Below are 20,152 nucleotides of genomic sequence, written 5' to 3'. Positions count from 1 at the left end.
GCCCACCACGGTCACCGGCTCACGCCAGTTCCCGCTCCCTGGTCTCCGGCAGCGCGAGGACGCACACCAGGGACACGACGGCCATCGCGCTCACGTACCAGCCCACCGAGGACGAACCGAACGCGGACTGCAGCCGTGTCGCCACCAGCGGGGAGACCGCGCCGCCCAGCACACCGCCCAGGTTGTAGGCGAGCGAGGCGCCCGAGTAGCGCACCTTCGTGCCGAACAGCTCCGGAAGGTAGGCGCCCATCGGCCCGTAGACGACCCCCATGCAGAACAGCGCGCCGCCGAGCGCAAGCGCCATGAGCACCGGCTGCTCCGTGTCCAGGAGCGGGAAGAGCACCAGGCCCCACACCACGGCGAGCCCGGCGCCCACGAGGACCAGCTTGCGGCGTCCGGCGCCGTCGGAGCGCGTCGCGGCGAGCCATGTACCGGCCGCGAGGAAGAGACAGGCCACCAGCGAGAGGCCCAGCATGGTGTTGCGGGAGACGCCCAGGGTGCCGGTCGAGTAGGCGAGGCAGTACGTCGTCGCCGTGTAGAAGAGGCCGTACGCGACGACCATCCCGCCCGCGCCTAGCAGCAGTTCACGCGGATGGTGCCGCAGCACGTCGAGTGTGGGGACCTTGCTGGCCTCCTGTGCGTCCATGACCTTCGCGAAGACCGGCGTCTCGCTGATCCGCAGACGGACGAAGAGCCCGACACCGACGAGCAGGAAGGAGAGCAGGAACGGCACGCGCCAGCCCCAGGAGCGGAACGCGTCGTCGGACAGGACCGCCGAGAGCAGCCAGAAGACGCCGGTCGCCGCGAAGAACCCGACCGACGGGCCGAGCTGCGGGAAGGCGGCGTACAGGCCGCGCTTCTTCTTCGGCGCGTGTTCCACCGCGAGCAGCGCGGCCCCGCCCCACTCGCCGCCGAGCCCGATGCCCTGGAGGAAGCGCAGCAGGATCAGCAGGACCGGCGCCCAGATGCCCAGGGTGCCGTATCCGGGCAGGAGTCCGACGAGCGCCGTCGACAAGCCCATCAGGAGCAGCGAGGCCACGAGCACCGACTTGCGGCCGACGCGGTCGCCGAAGTGCCCGAAGACCACCGAGCCGATGGGGCGCGCCGCGAACGCCACCGCGTAGGTGGAGAAGGAGGCGAGGGTGGCGTTGACCGGGTCCAGGGTCGGGAAGAACGCCTCGTTCAGGACGAGCGCGGCCGCCGTGCCGTAGATGTAGAAGTCGTAGAACTCGATGGCCGTCCCGATGAACGAGGCCACGGCCACCCGGCGCATGCTCTCGGGGCTGCCGTCCGCGCCCGGGACCTGCTCTTTCTCTGCTGCTGTCGTTTCACTCCGCACGACCGGCACTGTCGCGTTGCATGTAGGGGCCAGTCAATACCCGGGACGGCTTGTCTCGGTCATTGAGACCGCCTCACCGGGCCTGGCGGTGAGCTGCGGTGACGCGGTGCAGATGGATGAGGATGTCGTGCGAGGGCGCGAGCCGGATCTGGTGCGGGCCGTCCGGGAACGCCGTGCCGATGCTCTTGGTCAGGCGGCTCTTGCCGAGCCACTTCCGGGCGGTCGCGGGAGCGGTCCGCATGTCCAGGAAGTAGTCGTCGTGCCGCACCTTGTCGAGCGTGTACTCGTTCATGCCGCGCGTGGCGGCGCCCACGGAGCGCGGCTTCCACACCTCGGACTCCGCGCTCTGCGCCATGAGCGAGCCACGGTCGAAGGTGAACCCGATGCTGACGTAGCGCTCGCCGAGCCGGTCCCGCAGGAAGGCGCCCTGCATCTTCGGGTAGCGGGGGTCGTAACTCTCGTACCCCACATGCGCGTTGTGCGCCGACAGGAGCACCTTGTCGCCGGTCTGCCGCTGCCACCAGGCGGTGTTCTGAGCCATGAGGCGGTCGCGGTAGTGCATGCCGTCCTTGATCCCCTCGGGGGTGTCGAAGGGGAAGGCGTAGATGGTGGACGTCTGTGAGATGGACCGGGCGTGGTGCAGGGCCAGCGTGAACTCGCGGTCCTTGGAGGCGGGTTGCAGCTTCTTCAGCAGGTCGTGCGCCTCCCGTGCCTTCCCGGACAGCTCTTTCCGCTCCTTCAGCGGCCTGCCCATGTACGTGTCGCCGTCCGCGAGTCGGCGGATCGGCGCGTACAGCTCGGTGATCCTGGGCAGCAGATCGGGCTCGTGGGCGCGGACGTAGTCCTCCACGCCGTCGAACAACTCGGCTCCGATCTCCGGGTAGTTGAGGTCGTTGCCCATGAAGCGCACCTGGCGGTGCGGATGCTTGTCGTTGTACGAGCGCATCCACGTCAGGAGCTCGACGTATTCCTCGGTGTCCCAGGGCGTCTTCGCCAGCTCCTTGTGGACCAGCTCGCGCACGTCCCCCTCGCCTCCGCGCACGTACGCGTCGAAACGCAGCCCCGTGGTCCAGCTGACCTCCTGCGCGAAGGTGGTGAACCCCTTCTCCTCCACGAGATAGCGGAAGACCCGGTCCTTCATCGTGAAGAACTCGTGCGAACCATGTGTGGCCTCACCCAGGCCCACCACGGAAGCGTCACCCACCATCCGGCCCATCGGCCGCAGGTCCTTCGTGGAACCGCCGGGATCGGTCGAGCGCAAGGGGTGGGCCGCGCGTTCGATCGCCGGGACCGGATCGGTGGACGCCGGCGCCGCTGTGGCCTGTGGGGCGACGAGCACCCCCAGGCCGAGGGTGCCGGCCACCGCCAGAGGGAGGGTGCGTCGTACGGTCCGTGCCATGCCGGATCTCCTCAACTCGGGTGTACGGAGCTGAAGATCAGGATTCCGGCCCGGCAGGGGCGCCTGCCATCCGGCAGGCACCCTTTCGCCGGTGGGGCCTGCCCTACCGGTAGTGCAAATAGCGCCTGCGCACCCCGCGGAACCGCGCGAGGTCGTCGTGCCAGCCGGCCACCACCTCGTCCGTGTCCGCGCCCGCGTCGATCATGGTGCGGACGCGCGTGGTACCCGTCAGCTTGTCGATCCAGTTGTCGGGGCGCCAGGCGAAGCCGCTCCACGTCTTCTTGGCGGTCACCAGGAGCGCGATACCGGTGCGCACCGGGTCGAACGACTCCCGGTCGTGCACATGGAGCTGCACGCCGCCGATCGTCTTGCCCTGGAACTTGGAGAACACCGGCGCGAAATAGGCCTCCCTGAAGTGCACGCCGCGCAGCCCGGCGTCGTTCGCGGCGGCCGCCCACTTCCGGTCGATGCCGTCGGCACCCAGCAACTCGAAGGGACGGGTTGTGCCGCGCCCCTCGGAGAGGTTCGTGCCCTCGAAGAGGCAGGTGCCGCTGTAGACCAGGGCGGTCTCGGGCGTGGGCATGTTCGGGCTCGGCGGCACCCACGGGAGCCCGGACGCGTCGTAGAAGTCCGAGCGCTTCCACCCGGTCATCCGTACGGTCTCCAGCTCGGCCGGGCGCTCCAGGAACTCGCCGTTGAACAGCAGCGCGAGCTCCGTCACCGTCATCCCGTGCGCCTGCGCTATCGGCTGCCGCCCGACGAACGTCGCGAACTCCTTGTGCAGGACAGGCCCGTACGCGCCGCGTCCCGTCACGGGATTCGGCCGGTCGAGGACGACGAACCGTTTCCCCGCGAGCTCGGCCGACTCCATGCAGTCGAAGAGCGTCCAGATGTACGTGTAGAAGCGCGCCCCCACGTCCTGGATGTCGAAGACGATCGTGTCGACGCCGGACGCCGTGAAGATGTCGGCGAGCGCCTTGCCGCTCTTCTGGTACGTGTCGTAGACCGGAAGCCCGGTGGCCGGGTCGTCGTAGCGGCCCTCGGAACCGCCCGCCTGGGCCGTCCCCCGGAAACCGTGCTCGGGGCCGAAGACCGCGACCAGGTTCACGCGCTCGTCGGCGTGCATGACGTCGACGATGTGGCGGACGTCCTTGGTCACGCCGGTCGGATTGGTGACGACGCCGACCCGCTCGCCGTCCAGGAGCGCGTAGCCGTCGGCGGCCAGACGGTCGAAGCCGGTGCGCAGCTTTCGGCCGCCGCCCGATCCGCCCCCGCCTCCCGCGGCGGCCGCGGGGGCCGCCGAGGTGAGGGCCGTGGCGGTGCCGGCGGCCAGCAGGCCCCGTCTGGAGAAACTGCGGCGGGACAGGTTCATGCAGAGACCTCCGTGTGCGCGGTGGCTGTCATGGCCACGCACGCTAGCGCGCGGACCGCGGCCGGGGAACGAACCTGGCTGCCCGACCCTCTTCCATCCGAACATACCGACTGGTTAGTCTGCGATCACAGCGGAGCCGCAGTCGAAGGAGACTGATCGTGGAGACCCTGCAGGACAAGGGAGTTGTCGTCACCGGTGCCGGAGGCGGGATCGGGGCCGCGCTGGCCCGCCGGTTCGCCGCCGCCGGGGCGCGCGTCGTGGTCAACGACCTGGACGCCGCCAAGGCCAAGGCGGTGGCCGACGAGATCGGTGCCGTCGCCGTCCCGGGCGACGCGTCCACGATCGTGCCGGAGGCCAGAGAAGCCTTGAGCGGCACCGTCGACGTGTACTGCGCCAACGCGGGCCTCGGCTCCGGCGGCTCGGAGGCCGCGCCCGAGGAGGTCTGGGCCACGGCCTGGGACGTGAACGTCATGGCCCACGTGCGCGCGGCCCACGCGCTGCTGCCCGAGTGGCTGGAGCGCGGCAGCGGCCGCTTCGTCTCCACCGTCTCGGCGGCGGGGCTGCTCACCATGATCGGCGCCGCGCCCTACAGCGTCACCAAGCACGGCGCGTACGCCTTCGCCGAGTGGCTCTCGCTGACCTACCGCCACCGCGGGATCGACGTCCACGCGATCTGCCCCCAGGGCGTGCGCACCGACATGCTCGCCGCCACCGGCACCGCGGGCGACCTCGTGCTCACCCCGACCGCGATCGAGCCGGACGACGTCGCGACGGCGCTCTTCGCCGGGATGGAAGAGGGCCGCTTCCTGATCCTGCCGCACCCCGAGGTCGCCGAGTACTACCGCATCCGCGCCGCCGAACCGGACAAATGGCTCACCGGCATGAGCCACATCCAGCAGAAGTGGGAGGCGACCGAGCGGTGAGCGACGCCACCCCGACCAAGTCCGACGCCACCCCGGCCGCCTCCATATACGCAGCCAAGCCCTGGCTCGGCCGCCTCAGCGAGGCCCAGCGCGGCCCGGTCGAGCCCGCCGCGTCCGTCGTGCACGCCTTCCGCGCCGCGGTGCTGAGGGCCCCCGAGCACATGGCCCTCGCCTACTTCGACGGGCGCCTGAGCTACCGCGAGGTGGACGCCCTCACCGACTCCGTCGCCGGGCACCTGGCCGCACGCGGCCTCGCCCGGGGCGACCGGGTCGCGATCCTGCTGCAGAACACCCCGCACTTCGTGATCGCGCTGCTCGGCGCGTGGAAGGCGGGCGCCACGGTCGTGCCGGTGAACCCCATGTACAAGTCGGCGGAGGTCGGGCACGTCCTCGCGGACGCCGACGTGACCGCGCTGATCTGCTCGGACCGCGCGTGGGAGACGTATCTGCGCGAGACGGCCGCCGCCTCGTCCGTACGCATCGTGCTCACCGCCTGCCAGCTCGACCTGCAGACCCGCAACGACACCCGCGTCCTGGACTTCGAGCGGCTCCCGCAGGCCGCCGACGCCGAGGACCTGGTGACCGTCGCCCGGCAGGGGCTCCCGGCCCCCGGCGACCGGCAGCTCGGCCCCGCCGACATCGCGCTGATCAGCTACACCTCGGGCACCAGCGGTCAGCCCAAGGGCGCCATGAACACCCACGGCAACATCACCTACAACGCCGAGCGGCAGCGCACGGGCTCCGGCATCCCCGAAGGCGCCTGTTACTTCGCGATGGCGCCGCTCTTCCACATCACCGGCATGGTCGCGCAGGTCGCCGCCTGTCTGACCAACGCCGGCACCCTCGCGCTCGCCTACCGCTTCGAGGCCGGAGTCGTCCTCGACGCCTTCGCCGAGCACCGGCCCGCGTACACCGTGGGCCCGTCCACGGCCTTCATGGCGCTCGCCGCCCACCCCTCCGTCACGCGGGAGCACTTCGCCTCCTTCGCGATGATCTCCTCGGGTGGCGCGCCGCTGCCGCCCGCCCTGGTGGAGAAGTTCCGCGCGGGTTTCGGGCCCTACATCCACAACGGGTACGGCCTCACCGAGTGCACCGCGCCCTGTGCTTCCGTGCCGCCGGGCCAGGAGGCGCCGGTCGACCCCGTGTCCGGCACCCTCGCCGTCGGCGTCCCCGGCCCCGAGACGGTCGTCAGGATCGTCGACGACCACGGCGCGGACGTCCCCTTCGGGGAACAGGGCGAGATCACCGTGCGCGGCCCGCAGGTCGTGCCCGGCTACTGGAAGCGCCCCGAGGCCACGGATGAGGCGTTCCCCGACGGCGAACTGCGCACCGGCGACATCGGCTTCATGGACGAGCAGGGCTGGCTCTACGTGGTCGACCGCAAGAAGGACATGATCAACGCGTCCGGTTTCAAGGTATGGCCGCGCGAGGTGGAGGACGTCCTCTACAGTCACGCAGCCGTCCGTGAGGCGGCGGTCATCGGCGTCCCGGACAGCTACCGCGGCGAGACGGTCAAGGCCTTCGTCAGCCTGCGCCCGCAGGCCGACGTCGCGCCGGACGACCTGGCGGCGTACTGCAAGGAACGGCTCGCGGCGTACAAGTACCCCCGCGCGGTCGAGATCCTGCCGGAGCTGCCGAAGACCACAAGTGGGAAGATCCTCCGGCGGGAACTGCGTTCCCGCAACGACACGAGCGACAACACGAGCAACGGCACCGGCTCTCGGCACGACGAGAGCTGAATATCTCGAAAGGCAGGTGGCGGCAGTGGCCAGGACGACGGACGGTGACGGCACGCCCGTCCCTCAGCGGCTGCTCGCCGCCGCCACGCGGCTCTTCGCCGACCGCGGCTACGACCGCACATCGGTGCAGGAGATCGTGGAGTCGGCAGGCGTCACCAAGGGCGCGCTCTACCACTACTTCGGCTCGAAGGACGACCTCCTGCACGAGGTGTACGCGCGAGTGCTGCGCGTCCAGCAGGAGCGCCTCGACGCCTACGCGGACGCCGACGCGCCCATCGAGCAGCGGGTGCGGGACGCGGCGGCGGACGTGGTCGTCACGACGATCGACAACCTCGACGACGCCTCGATCTTCTTCCGCTCCATGCACCACCTGAGTCCGGAGAAGAACAAGCAGGTGCGCTCCGAGCGCCGCCGCTACCACGAGCGGTTCCGCGCGCTGATCGAGGAGGGCCAACAGGCCGGCGTCTTTTCCAAGGCGACCCCCGCGGACCTGGTGGTGGACTACCACTTCGGCTCGGTCCACCACCTGTCCACCTGGTACCGCCCGAACGGCCCGCTCACCCCGCAGCAGGTCGCCGACCACTTGGCGGACCTGCTGCTGAGGGCGTTGCGGCCGTGATTTTCAGCCCGTCCGGCGTTTGAGGACGAGCTCGGCGCAGCCGGTGATCGACGGCGCCTGAGGCCCCCGGCCAGCTACAGGTACTTTTTCAGTTCGCGCCGGGCAAGCGACCGCTGGTGCACCTCATCGGGCCCATCAGCCAACCGCAGGGTCCTCGCAGCCGCCCACAGCTCGGCGAGCGGGAAGTCTTGGCTGACGCCGCCCGCGCCGTGCAGCTGGACCGCCTGGTCGAGGATGTCGACGACCGTACGCGGGGTGGCGATCTTGATGGACTGGATCTCCGTGTGCGCGCCCTTGTTGCCCACGGTGTCCATCAGCCACGCGGTCTTCAGGACGAGGAGCCGCAGCTGCTCCACCGCGACCCGGGCGTCCGCGATCCACTCCTGGACGACGCCCTGCTGGGCGAGGGGCTTGCCGAAGGCCGTACGCGCCACCGCACGCTGACACATCAGCTCGATGGCTCGCTCGGCCATGCCGATCAGGCGCATGCAGTGGTGGATGCGGCCCGGACCGAGCCGCGCCTGGGCGATGGCGAAGCCGCCGCCCTCCTCGCCGATCAGGTTGCTCACGGGGACCCGGGCCCCGTCGAAGACGACCTCGGCGTGCCCGCCGTGGGAGTGGTCCTCGTAGCCGTACACCTGCATGGCGCGCCGTACCTCGACACCGGGGGTGTCACGCGGCACGAGGACCATGGACTGCTGGCGGCGGGGGTCGGAGTTCTCGGGGTCCGTCTTGCCCATCAGGATGAAGATCTGGCAGTCCGGGTTCATCGCCCCGGAGATGTACCACTTGCGCCCGGTGATGACGTACTCGTCGCCGTCGCGCTCGATGAGCGTCGTGATGTTGGTGGCGTCGGACGAGGCCACCTCCGGCTCGGTCATCGCGAACGCCGAGCGGATCTCACCGGCGAGCAGGGGCTCCAGCCACTGCTTCTTCTGCTCCTCGTTGCCGAACTGGGCGAGGACCTCCATGTTGCCGGTGTCCGGGGCCGCGCAGTTCAGCGCGGTGGGCGCCAGATGCGGGGAGCGCCCGGTGATCTCGGCGAGCGGGGCGTACTGGAGGTTGGTGAGCCCCGCGCCGTGCTCGGCGTCCGGCAAGAAGAGATTCCACAGGCCCTGCTTGCGGGCCTCGGCCTTCAGCTCACCGACGATCGCCGGAGTGTCCCAGGGCGAGGCGAGCTGAGCGCGCTGCTCCTCGGCGACCTTCTCCGCCGGGTAGACGTGCTCATCCATGAAGGTGAGGAGCCTGTCCCGCAGCTCTTCGGTACGGGCGTCGAATGCGAAGTCCATGGCTGTCTCAGCCTTCCTGTCGTCCTTGGAGGGTGGTGAGGCCGTGCTCGATGAAGACGGGGACCAGCTCCCCGATGCGGTCGAAGCCCGCGCCGACCGTCTGGCCGAGCGTGTACCGGTAGTGGATGCCCTCCAGGATCACGGCGAGCTTGAACCACGCGAACGCCGTGTACCAGGAGACCGCGGAGACGTCGCGCCCCGAGCGCGCCGCGTACCGCTCGATCAGCTCGGCGGCCTCCGGGTGGCCCGGTGCGCCCGCCGTGGTGCTGATGGGGGAGTCCGGCAGCTGGAGCTTCGTGCTGTACATGACCAGCAGGCCCAGGTCGGTGAGCGGATCGCCGAGGGTGGACATCTCCCAGTCGAGGATCGCCTTGATCTGGTCGTCCTCGCCGATCAGGACGTTGTCGAGACGGTAGTCGCCGTGCACGACCGTGGGCGCGGGGGAGTCGGGCAGCTGCCGCCCCAGGGCGGCGTGCAGCTCGTCGATCCCCGCCAGGTCGCGGTTGCGCGAGGCGTCGAGCTGCTTGCCCCAGCGGCGCAGCTGCCGGTCGAGGAAGCCCTCGGGCCGCCCGAAGTCACCGAGGCCGATCGCTTCCGGGGCCACGGAGTGCAGGTCGACGAGAGTGTCGACGAGCCCCAGGACCGCCGCGCGGGTGCGCTCGGCGCCCAGCGGCGCGAGCTCCTCGGCGGTGCGGTACGGCGTGCCGTCCACGAAGTCCATGACGTAGAAGGGCGCCCCGAGCACGTCGACGTCGTCGCAGAGCAGCACCGGCGCCGGCACCGGAACCTCGGTCCCGCGGTGCAGGGCGCTGATCACCCGGTGCTCGCGCTTCATGTCGTGCGCGGTCGCGAGGACGTGCCCGAGCGGTGGCCGCCGTACGACCCAGCGCGTGGCGCCGTCCGTCACGGCGTACGTCAGGTTCGACCGGCCGCCCTCGATCAGCCGGGCGGTGAGCGGGCCGCCCACGAGGCCCGGCCGCTCGCGGTCCAGATGGCCGCGCAACTGGTCGAGGTCGAGGCCTGGTGGATGGTCTGAGCTCATCTTCGCTCCTGGTCGGACGGTCGTCGTCTGGGTGACGCGGCGCTGACGCGCGGCGTCGCGCTGACGTTCATGATGCCGACCAGTCGGTATGTAGTCCAGAGCGTAGTGGGAACGTGATCAGGATCGCGGCGGCGCGAAGGCGCCCGGACAAGCCGATCCCCCGCCACAGACTGCCAGTTGGCGCCCGTGCGGGGGAAGTCGGCGGAGGCGGTTGCCCCCGGGGTGGCGCGGTGGCCTCAGTGATCGTCCCAGTGGCCGTCGTGCGCCGCGTGCCGGTGGCCGTCGTGCACGTAGTCCACGTGGTCGCCGTGCAGCACCGAACTGTGCCCGCAGCCCTCGCCGTGCCGGTGGTCGTGCCCCTCGTGCACGGAGTGCTCGTCCGGCTCGCACTCGTCCCAGTGGCCGGAGTGTAGGCGGTGCATGTGGCCGTCGTGCGCGTAGTCGACGTGGTCGCCGTGCGGCACCTCGGGGTGGCCGCAGGCCGGGCCGTGGACATGCTCGTGGACGGGGTGTTCGTGGTGGAGCGTGGTCATGGCGACTGCACCTTCTGTGGGAGGCGGTGACCCTCTCAGGCTAGTACGCAATGCCCCTTTGATGGGGATATGGAAGCCTCGTTGATGTTTCCATCACCCCATGAAGGCGCTCCCATGAAGCCGACCCCATGAAGGCGATCAGCTACCGCCGTTACGGCGGCCCCGAAGTCCTCGAGTACGGCGATGTGCGCGACCCCAAGGTCGGCCCCGACTCCGTCCTGGTGAAGGTCCGTGCCGCGTCGGTGAACCCCGTCGACTGGAAATGCATGGGCGGGCACCTCGACGGCATCCTCGACCCCGTCTTCCCGGTGATCCCGGGCTGGGACGTCGCGGGCGTCGTGGTGCAGCCGGGCGCCTCCGTCCCGGAGTACGTGGTGGGGGACGAGGTCATCGGCTACGTACGCGAGGACTTCCTCTCCCGCGGCACTTTCGCCGAGTACGTGGCGGCCCCTGTGCGCACCCTGGCCCGCAAGCCGCGCAACCTCACCTTCGAGGAGGCCGCGGGCCTGCCGCTCACCGGGCTCACCGCCTACCAGGTGGTCGTCAAGACGCTCGCGGTGACGGAGGGGGAGGTCGTCCTCGTCCACGCGGCGGCCGGTGGCGTCGGCTCGATCGCCGTCCAGCTTGCCCGGCACGCGGGAGCCCGCGTCATCGGCACCGCGAGCGAGCGCAACCACGACTTCCTCCGGGAACTCGGCGCCGAACCGGTCACCTACGGCGACGGTCTGGCCGACCGCGTGCGCGCCCTCGCCCCGGACGGCGTGGACGCGGCCTTCGACACGATCGGCGGCGACACCCTCAAGCTGTCCGCCGGGCTCCTCGCGCCCGACGGCCGCCTCGCGTCGATCGCGGACGGCGCGGTCATCGGTCTCGGCGGCCACTACTGCTTCGTACGGCCGGACGCCGACGACCTTCAGCGCCTCACGCAGCTCGTGGAGCAGGACGTCGTCACGGTCCATGTCGACGAGACGTTCCCCCTGGAGAAGGCGGCGGACGCGTACCGCCTCAGCGCGGAGGGCCGCACCCGGGGCAAGATCGTCGTCACGGTGGACTGGACCGCGGAGGACGGGCCCTCCCACCACTGAGGGCCGTGAAGCCCGATGGGCCGCTCAGAACACCATGGCCGTCGCGCACACCGCCAGCGCCATCGTGCACAGCGCGGCCGACGCCGCGGCCCGCGCCGGAAGGCGGAGCGGCCTGCTGCTCGCGGCGAGCTCGGTCATCCTGCGGTGCGCCACGACCAGGAAACCGAGCCACAGGAGCAGGCAGAGCGCGCAGGCCACGACGGCCACCGCGGTGGTGCCCTCCTGGAGGGCGGCGCGCCCCGCGAGGACCGCCGCGACGGTGCAGGACAGGGTCGTACGCCGCCACGCGAGCCGGGTGCGCTCCGGCTGAAGCCCCGGATCACGCTCGGGAACAGCCACCTCGCCCTGGTCGGTCACCCCTCCCACCCGAAGAGCACGACGACGACCATGGCGAGCGCCACGACCGCCACGGCCAGGCTCAGGACGGTCGGGAAGCGCGAGACGGGCAGATCCTCGCCTCGCCGCATCGCCCGCTCGCAGCGCACCCAGTGGTTGACCGCACGCAGCGAGCTGAGCACGCCCGCGGCGAGCAGGGCGAGTGCGAGCCCGATGCGCCACCCCCAGCGCAGGTCCGGCAGGAACTGGTCCACCGCGAAACCGCCGCCGATGAGGGCGAGCGCGGTGCGCAGCCAGGCGAGGAAGGTGCGCTCGTTGGCGAGCGAGAAGCGGTAGTCGGGGGTGTCGCCCTCGTCGCGGATCCGCTCGGGCGCGAACCACAGGCGCAGGCTCTGTACAAAATTGCTCACTTGCCGACCCTAGCTGGCGCGATGTTCCCGCAGCTGCTCGTACGCCGCGAGCCCGTCCGGCACCCAGTCCCACTCGCCGAGCCGCTCCTCCAGCTCCGCGTCGCTGATGAAGGCGTGCCAGGCGACCTCTTCGACCTGCGGGTTCACCGGCAGGTCGCAGCGCACCTCGTAGAGGTACGACCACCAGCTGTGCCCCGCGCCGTCCTCGTACAGGAACTTGAACAGCGGTGTGGGCCGTGGCAGTCCGTGGACGCCGAGTTCCTCCTCCGCCTCGCGCAGGGCGGCGTCGTCGTAGGACTCGCCGGCTCCGACGACACCGCCGACGAACATGTCGTACATCGAGGGGAAGACCAGCTTGACCGGCGTGCGGCGGTGCACGAACACGCGGCCCTCGGCGTCCCGTGCCTGAATGAACACGCAGCGGTGGCGCAGGCCGCGCGCGTACACCTCACCGCGCGGGGCCTCGCCGACGACCTCGTCGTTCTCGTCGACGATGGACAGGATCTCTTCGCCGGGATCGGGCACGGTCCCGCTGTTCGTCGTCATGCCGACCATCCAACCCCACCCCGCCGACCGGCCGGCCTCACTGCCCCATGACGTGGTGCACGGTGGGGCCCGCGGTCCAGCCGCCGTCGACGGCGAGCTCGGCACCGGTCACGTACGAGGCGGCGTCGGAGAGCAGGAAGACCATGGCGCCCGCGATCTCGTGCGGCTCGCCGACCCGGCCCATCGGGGTGTTGGGGTACTTGCCCTCGCCCTTCTCGATGCCCACCTGCGCGGTCATCGGGGTGTACGTCATGCCCGGGTGGACGGAGTTGACGCGGATGCGGGCGGTGCCGAGCTCCACGGCGCCGATCTTGGTGAGGCCGCGGACGCCCCACTTGGACGCGCCGTAACCGGCGGTGAGGGCCAGGCCCATGAGCCCGGCCGCCGACGAGATGTTGACGATGGAGCCGCCGCCTGCCTCCTTCATGGCCGGGATGACGCTCTTCATGCCGATGAAGACGCCGGTGAGGTTGATGTCGAGGACCTTGCGAAAGTGCTCGACCGACTCCGACTCCAGGAACTGGCCCGTGGCGATACCGGCGTTGTTGACCAGGCCGTGCACCCCGCCGAACTCGCCGACCGCGAGGGCCACGACGCGCTGCCAGTCCTCCTCCGATGTCACGTCGTGGTGCGCGAAGCGGGCGCGCTCGCCGAGTTCGGCGGCGGTGACCCCGCCCTCCTTGTCGAGCACGTCGGTCAGGACGACGTTCGCACCGGCGGCGACCGCCTGGCGTGCGGCCTCGGCGCCGAGGCCGCGGGCGGCTCCGGTGATGACGACGGTCTTGCCGGTGAGGTCGTGGGCTGCGCTCATGGTTCCCTCCGCGGGACGGGGGCCCGAAGCAGGGCCGTGGTGGTCTCGACGAGATCCGCGAGGAAGAGCGGTTCGTCGGTCAGGGGGGTGGCGCCCGCCAGGTACTGGCCCGCGCGGTCGGCCATGGCGGCGCCGATCAGGGTGAGGGCCAGGTCGAGCCGCTCCAGCCGCAGCGGCTCGGTGAGATCGGCGAGGTCGGTGAGGCAGTTCTCGACGCGGCCGATCAGGTCCCAGTAGACGGTGCCGTCCAGCGTCGGGTGCGGGGCGCGGCCGCGGACGCCGCTCTCGTGGCTGAGCTGGGCCGAGAGGCGCAGGCAGCGACGGCCCCGTGCCGTGCGGAGCTCGGTGGCCTCCGCGCGCACCAGGGCCGTGAGCAGCCCGCGCAGTCCGTCCGCCGCCTGCTTCAGCTCGGCGGCCAGCATCTTCTCCGTACGGGTCTGGCGCTCGGCCATGACGGCGTCCAGGAGGCCCGCGCGGCTGCCGAAGTGGTACTGCACGGCGGACGGGTTGCTCTGTCCCGCGAGCCGCACGATGTCCCGCAGCTGCGCGCCGTGCACGCCTTGCGCGGCGAAGACTTCCTCGCCGGCGCGGATCAGCTTCTCGCGGGTCTCGGGTCCTGAGGTCCTGGCCATGGGGACATCGTAATGCTGGCCATTATTAAAAGCGAGACGCTGTTCCAGGGGTCAGACGGTTGACGCCGCTCCCGCGGTTACTCAGGATCTGACTCACCAGTAAGCCCCTGCTTAGGAGGAACCCCCGGATGGCCTACGACGCAGACGTCATCGTGATCGGCGCGGGCCTCGCCGGCCTCGCCGCCACCGCGGAACTCGTCGACGCGGGCCGCCGGGTCATCCTCGTCGACCAGGAGCCCGAGCAGTCGCTCGGCGGTCAGGCGCACTGGTCCTTCGGCGGGCTCTTCTTCGTCGACTCCCCGGAGCAGCGCAGGCTCCGCATCAAGGACTCCCACGCCCTGGCCCTCCAGGACTGGATGGGCACGGCCGCCTTCGACCGCCCCGAGGACCACTGGCCCCGCAAATGGGCCGAGGCGTACGTCGACTTCGCCGCGGGCGAGAAGCGGCCCTGGCTGCACGGGCAGGGCGTGCGGTTCTTCCCCGTGGTGGGCTGGGCCGAGCGCGGCGGCTATGACGCGCAGGGGCACGGCAACTCGGTGCCGCGCTTCCACATCACCTGGGGCACGGGTCCCGGCCTCGTCGCCCCCTTCGAGCGGCGCGTGCGCGAAGGCGTCGCCCGTGGCCTCGTCCAGCTCAAGTTCCGCCACCGCGTCTCGGGCCTGTCCCGCAGCGCGGGCAGCGTCGACACCGTGAGCGGTGAGGTCCTCGAAGCCTCCGACGCCGAGCGCGGCACGGCCAGCAGCCGTGAGGTCACCGGCTCCTTCGAGTTCAGGGCCCAGGCGGTGATCGTCACCTCCGGAGGCATCGGCGGCAACCACGACCTCGTGCGCGCCAACTGGCCCGAGCGTCTCGGTACCCCGCCTGAGCGGATGGTTGCCGGGGTGCCCGCGCACGTCGACGGGCGGATGCTCGGCATCACCGAGGACGCGGGCGCGCGGCTCATCAACCGCGACCGCATGTGGCACTACACCGAGGGCATCCAGAACTGGAACCCCATCTGGGACAACCACGGCATCCGCATCCTGCCGGGCCCCTCCTCGCTCTGGCTCGACGCGCGCGGCGACCGCCTTCCCGTGCCGCTCTTCCCCGGCTTCGACACCCTCGGCACGCTCGAACACATCATGAGGTCCGGGTACGAGTACACCTGGTTCGTGCTCAACCAGCGCATCATCGGCAAGGAGTTCACGCTCAGCGGTTCCGAACAGAACCCCGACCTCACCGGCAAGTCCGTGCGCGGCGTCATCGACCGGGCGCGTGCGGATGTGGCCGCTCCGGTGAAGGCGTTCATGGACAACGGCGCCGACTTCGTCGTGGAGAAGGACCTCTCCTCCCTGGTGCGCGGCATGAACGCGCTCACCAAGGAACCCCTCATCGACGAGGCCGCGCTGCGCCGCACCATCACCGCGCGCGACCGCGAGATCGCCAACCCCTTCACCAAGGACCTCCAGGTCACCGCGATCCACGGCGCCCGCAAGTTCCTCGGCGACCGGCTCATCAGGGCCGCCGCCCCGCACCGCATCCTCGACCCCAAGGCGGGCCCGCTCGTCGCGGTGCGGCTCAACATCCTCACCCGCAAGACCCTCGGCGGCCTGGAGACCGACCTGTCCTCGCGCGTCCTGGCCCAGGGCGGCGAACCGCTCCCCGGTGTGTACGCGGCGGGGGAGGCGGCCGGTTTCGGCGGCGGGGGAGTGCACGGCTACCGCTCGCTCGAAGGCACCTTCCTCGGCGGCTGCCTCTTCTCGGGGCGCACGGCGGGCCGGGCGGCGGCCAAGTCGGTGAGTTGACAGGCGCGTTCGTCGCGCCGTGGCGTGATCGTCGCCGCTTGTCCGAATCGTGTCCTGTCGGTCAAGTCCGCAGGTCGGGGGTGAAGTCTTAAGGTTCTGAAACGAGTTGGTGAAGGGGCCCAGGTAAGGCAGACCTTGACTGGAGGGCTGCCTACCGGTTTGCTGTGCGTGATCATCCGTACGCGAGCCGCGCCGGGGAGGAAGTCCCGCGGTGTCACCACCCCCACCCCCCTTGGGCCGTTCCCGCAAGCGGGCGGCCTACGCCTTCGACCCCGCACTCGACGACACCGAACTCGTGGACGCCCGTACCGCCTTGGCCCAGGGCCGCTGGACCGAGGTCCGCGCGCTGCTCGCCGCCACCGGCGACGACTGGGACCGCAGGGGTCACCGGTTCGACGTACTCGGGCAGGAGCCCACCACCACCGCCTGGGCCCGTGACTGGCGGCTCGCCGAGCCGGAGAGCACCGATGTCCGCGTGCTGCTCGCCTATGCGTCCGTGCACCTCGCGCTGCGCGGCAAGGGGCGTTCCGAGAAGGCGCGGGACGCCTGCCGTGAGGTTGCCGCGCTGCTGCCTGCCGACCCCACGCCATGGCTCGCGCTGCTCACCCTGGAGCGTTCGCTGGGTCGCGAGGAGGACGTCGTCCGGCTCTTCGACGAGGTCCGCCACCGGCACCCCGAGCACCACCACGCCCACCACCTGATGGTGGCGAGGCTCGCCGAGCGGCGCCCCGCCGCGGGCCAGGACCCGCTGCACGAGGTGTACGACTTCGCCGCCTGGGCGGCCGAACAGGCCCCTGCGGACTCGCCGTTGGCGGTCCTGCCCGTCATCGCGCACGCCGAGCGCTACCGCGTGCTCGCCGCCGCGGGCAGCGAGCCCGTGAACCCGGCGGCCTCCGAGCACTGGACGGGACGCCGAGCCCGGCAGGTCATGAAGGCCGCCTTCGACTGGTGGCTGGAGTGGCAGATGCCCACGAGCCCCGAGAGCACAGCCCACCCACGCGGCCTCGTCGACCTCAACTTCCTCGCCCACGCCAAGTTCTGCGAGGGCCGGGCGGCCGAGGCCGCCGCCCTCTTCCACCGCATCGGGCGGCACGCGACCCGAGCCCCCTGGTCGTACCCGGACCGGGACCCCTACAAGGCGTTCACCGCCGCGCGCGGGGCCGCGCTCGGCTCCGCCTGACCCACCCCACCAACCGGCCGATTCGAGAGGACAACCGCGCCATGGCGACGGGCAGTTCGAGCAGCACGAGACCCGCAGGCGAAGCCGCCGACGGCAGCGGGATCAGCACGTACAAGGGTCAGGAGACGGCACTGCGCGCCGGCCGGCTCGGCACGGCGGGCCTCCTCCTGTCCGTGCTCGCGGCCACCGGACCGCTCATGGTCGTCGCCGGTGTCATGCCCACCACATACGGCGTGATGGGCGTGGTCGGACAGCCGCTGCTCTTCCTCATCCTCGGCGTGGTCCTCGGCCTGTTCAGCTTCGGCTACGCCGAGATGAGCCGCCACGTCCACAACGCGGGCGCCTTCTACGCGTACATATCGAGGGGCCTGGGCGGTACCGCCGGCGCGGGTGCCTCGCTGGTCGCGCTCGTCGCCTACAGCGTCCTCCAGGCGGGGCTCTACGGACTCCTCGGCTTCGAGGTGTCCGGGCTGCTCCACACCTACTTCGACGTCGAAGTCGCCTGGTGGATACCGGCACTCGTCACCGTCGCCGTCGTCGCGGTGCTCGCCTGGCTGAAGATCGACCTGAACGCGCGCGTCCTCGGCGTGCTGCTGCTCATCGAGGTGGCGCTCGTCGTCATCTTCGACATCGCGGCCATCGCGGACCCGGCCAAGGAAGGCCTGTCCCTGCACGCGTTCAACCCCGACACCCTCACGGGCGCGGGCGTCGCCACCTCGCTCTGCTTCTGCATCGCCGCCTTCACCGGCTTCGAGCAGGCCCCCGTGTACGCGGAGGAGACCGACCGTCCGCAGGTCGTCGTCGCCCGCGTGATGTTCTTCGCGGTGGGCTTCGTCGCGATCTTCTTCGCGATCAGCTCCTGGGCGCTCTCGGTCGCCGCGGGCCCCTCCGGCATCGTCCCCGCAGCGCAGGAACAGAGCGCCGGGCTGCTCTTCGGGCTCACGGAGTCCCGGCTCGGCGGCACCTTCACCGACGTACTCCATGTCCTGTTCGTGACGGGCATGTTCGCGGCGATCCTCTCCTTCCACAACGTGGTCGCGCGGTACGCCTTCGCCATGGGCCGCGAGGGTCTGCTGCCCGCCGCGTTCGGCAGGACCAACACCTCCACCGGCGCCCCCGGCACCGGCTCCCTGCTCCAGACGGTCATCTCCGTGCTGGTCGTCGTGGCCTTCGCGGTCACCGACGACGGCCCGTTCGGCGACCCGACCGCCCCCGTCCTGCACCTGTTCACCTGGGGCGGCAACATCGGCGCCCTCGGCGTCATCCTCCTGATGGCCACGGCGTCCGTAGCGGTCATCGTCTTCTTCGTGCGACGCGGTGCCGCGCGCGCCCAGGCCTGGCGCATCACCGCCTCCGCGCTCGCCGCGGTCGGCCTGCTCGTCATCGCCGGGTACACCGTCAAGGACTTCGACGTCCTGGTCGGCGCGGACTCCGGCTCGGCGCTCAGCTGGGTGCTGCCCGGCATCATCCTGCTCGCCGCCCTCATCGGCGTGCTCTACGGCCTGTTCCTGCGCTCGACCAAGCCCGAGGCGCACGCACGGATCGGTCTCGGCAACGAGGCGTTCCAGCTGGAGAAGGCGGCGAAGACGCCGGGCGTCTAGGGGACGGCCGAATGTGACGGAACGCTGACGGACACCCGCGGACCCTGTACCCCGGGGGCCGCGGGTGCTCGAATCGAGGGGTGACAACTCCCCTTCCGCACCCACCCGAAGAGGAGGGCGGCGCCGGGGCACCGGTCGGCCGCCGTCTTGTCCTCGGCATGCTCGGCCTGGGTGTCGCGGGCGTGGCCGCCGCGCCACAGCTCCAGCGGGGCCTGGAATCCTTCCTGGGCGCCGCCTCCGACAAGGACCCCACGGGCCTGACGGACCTGCTCCCGAACGGCGGCGGCTTCCGCTACTACTCGGTGGCCGCGTCCGTCCCGCACAAGAGCGCGTCGACGTACCGCCTGAAGATCGACGGTCTGGTGGACCGCGAGGCCGACTACACGCTGGCCGAGCTGCGCGCCCTGCCGCAGACCCGCATGGTGCGTGACGTCCAGTGCGTGACGGGCTGGCGTGTGCCGGGCACGCCGTTCGAGGGCGTACGCCTCTCCCGCCTCCTGGACGCGGCGGGGGTACGCCCCGACGCCCGAGCCGTCCGCTTCACGTGCTTCGACGGGACGTACAGCGAGAGCCTGACGCTGAAGCAGGCGCGGCGGGCGGACGTCATGGTTGCGCTGCGCATGCAGGACAAGGACCTGGGCCACACCCACGGCGGCCCGGCCCGCCTCTACGTCGCCCCGATGTACTTCTACAAGTCGGCGAAGTGGCTCTCCGGGATCACGCTCACCGACGAGGTGAAGCCGGGTTACTGGGAGAAGCGGGGTTACGACGTCGACGCGTGGGTGGGTGACTCGAATGGCAGGGACGACGAGCCCACGGCCTGAAGTGACGGCGCGGGTACGGAGGTTCAGCCCGGCACAGCGCTGGGTGCACCGCGTGACGGCACTGCTCATGGGGGTCTGCGTCGCGACCGCGGCGTGCCTGTACCTTCCGCAGCTCGCCGAGCTGGTGGGGCGCCGCGCGCTGGTGGTGACCGTCCACGAATGGTCGGGCCTGCTGCTCCCGGCCCCCTTCCTGGCGGGCCTCGCCTCCCGCGCCTTCCGCGGCGACCTGCGCCTTCTGAACCGCTTCGGGCCGCACGACAGGGCGTGGCTGCGGCGCCGGAATCCGCACCGCAGGGCGGGGAAGTACAACGCGGGCCAGAAGCTGTACGCGGGCTGGCTGGCGGGGGCGGTCCTGGTGATGCTGGGCACGGGCCTGCTGATGTGGTTCACGGACCTCGCCCCGCTGGCCTGGCGCACGGGAAGCACGTTCGTCCACGACTGGCTGGCGCTGGCGCTCGGCGTGGTGATCGCCGGGCACGTGGGGATGGCGTGGGCGGACCCGGAGGCACGACGGGGGATGCGGACCGGGTCCGTGGACCCGGGGTGGGCGGAGAGGGAGCATCCGCTGTGGCTTCCAGCCCGTCCGGCGTTTGAGGACGAACTCGGCGGAGCCGGTGGTGACGGCGACCAGGGCCCCCGCGTCGAGCGTGTTTTCGGGAAGGGGCGGGGTTGGGGAAAAGAACCCCGC

At 71.0% G+C, this 20,152-nt stretch carries 19 protein-coding genes and 1 pseudogene; 9 read left to right on the top strand and 11 right to left on the bottom strand.

The window, feature by feature from the left end:
• Positions 1–19 precede the first annotated feature (19 nt).
• The 3 genes from ACZ5U5_RS25635 to ACZ5U5_RS25625 all read right to left on the bottom strand — a co-directional run bounded on the left by ACZ5U5_RS25635 (position 20) and on the right by ACZ5U5_RS25625 (position 4,110).
• On the bottom strand, positions 20–1,273 hold the full coding sequence (locus ACZ5U5_RS25635) for an MFS transporter (protein WP_469026131.1): 1,254 nt from the start codon (positions 1,271–1,273) through the stop codon (positions 20–22).
• A gap of 139 nt (positions 1,274–1,412) precedes the next feature.
• Positions 1,413–2,738: an erythromycin esterase family protein gene (locus ACZ5U5_RS25630; RefSeq protein ID WP_469025786.1), complete on the bottom strand. Its 1,326-nt coding sequence runs from the start codon at positions 2,736–2,738 to the stop codon at positions 1,413–1,415.
• 103 nt (positions 2,739–2,841) lie between these two features.
• A complete protein-coding gene (locus tag ACZ5U5_RS25625) occupies positions 2,842–4,110 on the bottom strand; it encodes an exo-beta-N-acetylmuramidase NamZ family protein (RefSeq protein ID WP_469025784.1) in 1,269 nt (422 codons plus the stop codon).
• Positions 4,111–4,265: 155 nt separating this feature from the next.
• Between ACZ5U5_RS25625 and ACZ5U5_RS25620 the strand changes: the two genes are divergently transcribed.
• From ACZ5U5_RS25620 to ACZ5U5_RS25610, 3 genes are read left to right on the top strand one after another with little or no spacing between them, the layout of a single operon-like run.
• Positions 4,266–5,033, top strand: coding sequence for an SDR family NAD(P)-dependent oxidoreductase (locus tag ACZ5U5_RS25620; RefSeq protein WP_469026128.1), 768 nt, complete (start codon positions 4,266–4,268; stop codon positions 5,031–5,033).
• Positions 5,012–6,772: a class I adenylate-forming enzyme family protein gene (locus ACZ5U5_RS25615; protein ID WP_469025782.1), complete on the top strand. Its 1,761-nt coding sequence runs from the start codon at positions 5,012–5,014 to the stop codon at positions 6,770–6,772. The genes ACZ5U5_RS25620 and ACZ5U5_RS25615 overlap by 22 nt, the downstream gene beginning before the upstream one ends.
• Before the next feature lie 25 nt (positions 6,773–6,797).
• Entirely contained in the window at positions 6,798–7,391 is a 594-nt protein-coding gene (locus ACZ5U5_RS25610; RefSeq protein WP_469025779.1) for a TetR/AcrR family transcriptional regulator, read from the top strand.
• Positions 7,392–7,465: 74 nt separating this feature from the next.
• Here ACZ5U5_RS25610 and ACZ5U5_RS25605 read toward each other — a convergent pair whose 3' ends face one another.
• The 3 genes from ACZ5U5_RS25605 to ACZ5U5_RS25595 form a co-directional block, all read right to left on the bottom strand.
• On the bottom strand, positions 7,466–8,680 hold the full coding sequence (locus tag ACZ5U5_RS25605; protein WP_469025777.1) for an acyl-CoA dehydrogenase family protein: 1,215 nt from the start codon (positions 8,678–8,680) through the stop codon (positions 7,466–7,468).
• Positions 8,681–8,687: 7 nt separating this feature from the next.
• On the bottom strand, positions 8,688–9,722 hold the full coding sequence (locus ACZ5U5_RS25600) for a phosphotransferase family protein (protein WP_469025774.1): 1,035 nt from the start codon (positions 9,720–9,722) through the stop codon (positions 8,688–8,690).
• A 236-nt stretch (positions 9,723–9,958) separates the two neighbouring features.
• A complete protein-coding gene (locus tag ACZ5U5_RS25595) occupies positions 9,959–10,255 on the bottom strand; it encodes a hypothetical protein (protein WP_363312015.1) in 297 nt (98 codons plus the stop codon).
• A gap of 128 nt (positions 10,256–10,383) precedes the next feature.
• Here ACZ5U5_RS25595 and ACZ5U5_RS25590 point away from each other — a divergent pair, with 128 nt between their 5' ends.
• The gene (locus tag ACZ5U5_RS25590; protein ID WP_469025773.1) at positions 10,384–11,340 is read left to right on the top strand and encodes an NADP-dependent oxidoreductase; all 957 of its coding nucleotides are present in this window, start codon (positions 10,384–10,386) and stop codon (positions 11,338–11,340) included.
• A 24-nt stretch (positions 11,341–11,364) separates the two neighbouring features.
• Here ACZ5U5_RS25590 and ACZ5U5_RS25585 read toward each other — a convergent pair whose 3' ends face one another.
• The 5 genes from ACZ5U5_RS25585 to ACZ5U5_RS25565 are packed head-to-tail and all read right to left on the bottom strand — an operon-like array spanning position 11,365 to position 14,075.
• Positions 11,365–11,706, bottom strand: a complete 342-nt coding sequence (locus ACZ5U5_RS25585) for a DUF202 domain-containing protein (protein ID WP_469025770.1) — start codon at positions 11,704–11,706, stop codon at positions 11,365–11,367.
• The gene (locus tag ACZ5U5_RS25580; RefSeq protein ID WP_190082673.1) at positions 11,694–12,086 is read right to left on the bottom strand and encodes a YidH family protein; all 393 of its coding nucleotides are present in this window, start codon (positions 12,084–12,086) and stop codon (positions 11,694–11,696) included. The genes ACZ5U5_RS25585 and ACZ5U5_RS25580 overlap by 13 nt, the downstream gene beginning before the upstream one ends.
• Before the next feature lie 9 nt (positions 12,087–12,095).
• The gene (locus tag ACZ5U5_RS25575) at positions 12,096–12,632 is read right to left on the bottom strand and encodes an NUDIX hydrolase (protein ID WP_469025766.1); all 537 of its coding nucleotides are present in this window, start codon (positions 12,630–12,632) and stop codon (positions 12,096–12,098) included.
• 37 nt (positions 12,633–12,669) lie between these two features.
• Entirely contained in the window at positions 12,670–13,443 is a 774-nt protein-coding gene (locus ACZ5U5_RS25570; RefSeq protein ID WP_469025763.1) for a glucose 1-dehydrogenase, read from the bottom strand.
• Positions 13,440–14,075: a TetR/AcrR family transcriptional regulator gene (locus tag ACZ5U5_RS25565; RefSeq protein ID WP_469025760.1), complete on the bottom strand. Its 636-nt coding sequence runs from the start codon at positions 14,073–14,075 to the stop codon at positions 13,440–13,442. The genes ACZ5U5_RS25570 and ACZ5U5_RS25565 overlap by 4 nt, the downstream gene beginning before the upstream one ends.
• A 128-nt stretch (positions 14,076–14,203) precedes the next feature.
• Between ACZ5U5_RS25565 and ACZ5U5_RS25560 the strand changes: the two genes are divergently transcribed.
• The 5 genes and pseudogenes from ACZ5U5_RS25560 to ACZ5U5_RS25540 all read left to right on the top strand — a co-directional run.
• Complete coding sequence (locus tag ACZ5U5_RS25560) at positions 14,204–15,859, top strand: FAD-binding dehydrogenase (protein WP_469025758.1); 1,656 nt, start codon at positions 14,204–14,206, stop codon at positions 15,857–15,859.
• 211 nt (positions 15,860–16,070) lie between these two features.
• Positions 16,071–17,039, top strand: coding sequence for a hypothetical protein (locus ACZ5U5_RS25555; RefSeq protein WP_469025756.1), 969 nt, complete (start codon positions 16,071–16,073; stop codon positions 17,037–17,039).
• Between the two features lie 41 nt (positions 17,040–17,080).
• A complete protein-coding gene (locus ACZ5U5_RS25550) occupies positions 17,081–18,640 on the top strand; it encodes an APC family permease (RefSeq protein ID WP_469025754.1) in 1,560 nt (519 codons plus the stop codon).
• A gap of 158 nt (positions 18,641–18,798) precedes the next feature.
• Complete coding sequence (locus ACZ5U5_RS25545; protein WP_469026126.1) at positions 18,799–19,464, top strand: molybdopterin-dependent oxidoreductase; 666 nt, start codon at positions 18,799–18,801, stop codon at positions 19,462–19,464.
• Positions 19,436–20,041, top strand: a pseudogene (locus ACZ5U5_RS25540) (cytochrome b/b6 domain-containing protein); the annotation flags it as partial. The gene ACZ5U5_RS25545 and the pseudogene ACZ5U5_RS25540, both read left to right, overlap by 29 nt.
• Positions 20,042–20,152 lie beyond the last annotated feature (111 nt).

The organism is Streptomyces sp. NPDC033177 (assembly GCF_055577715.1).
This window is presented reverse-complemented; position numbering and strand designations above follow the sequence as displayed.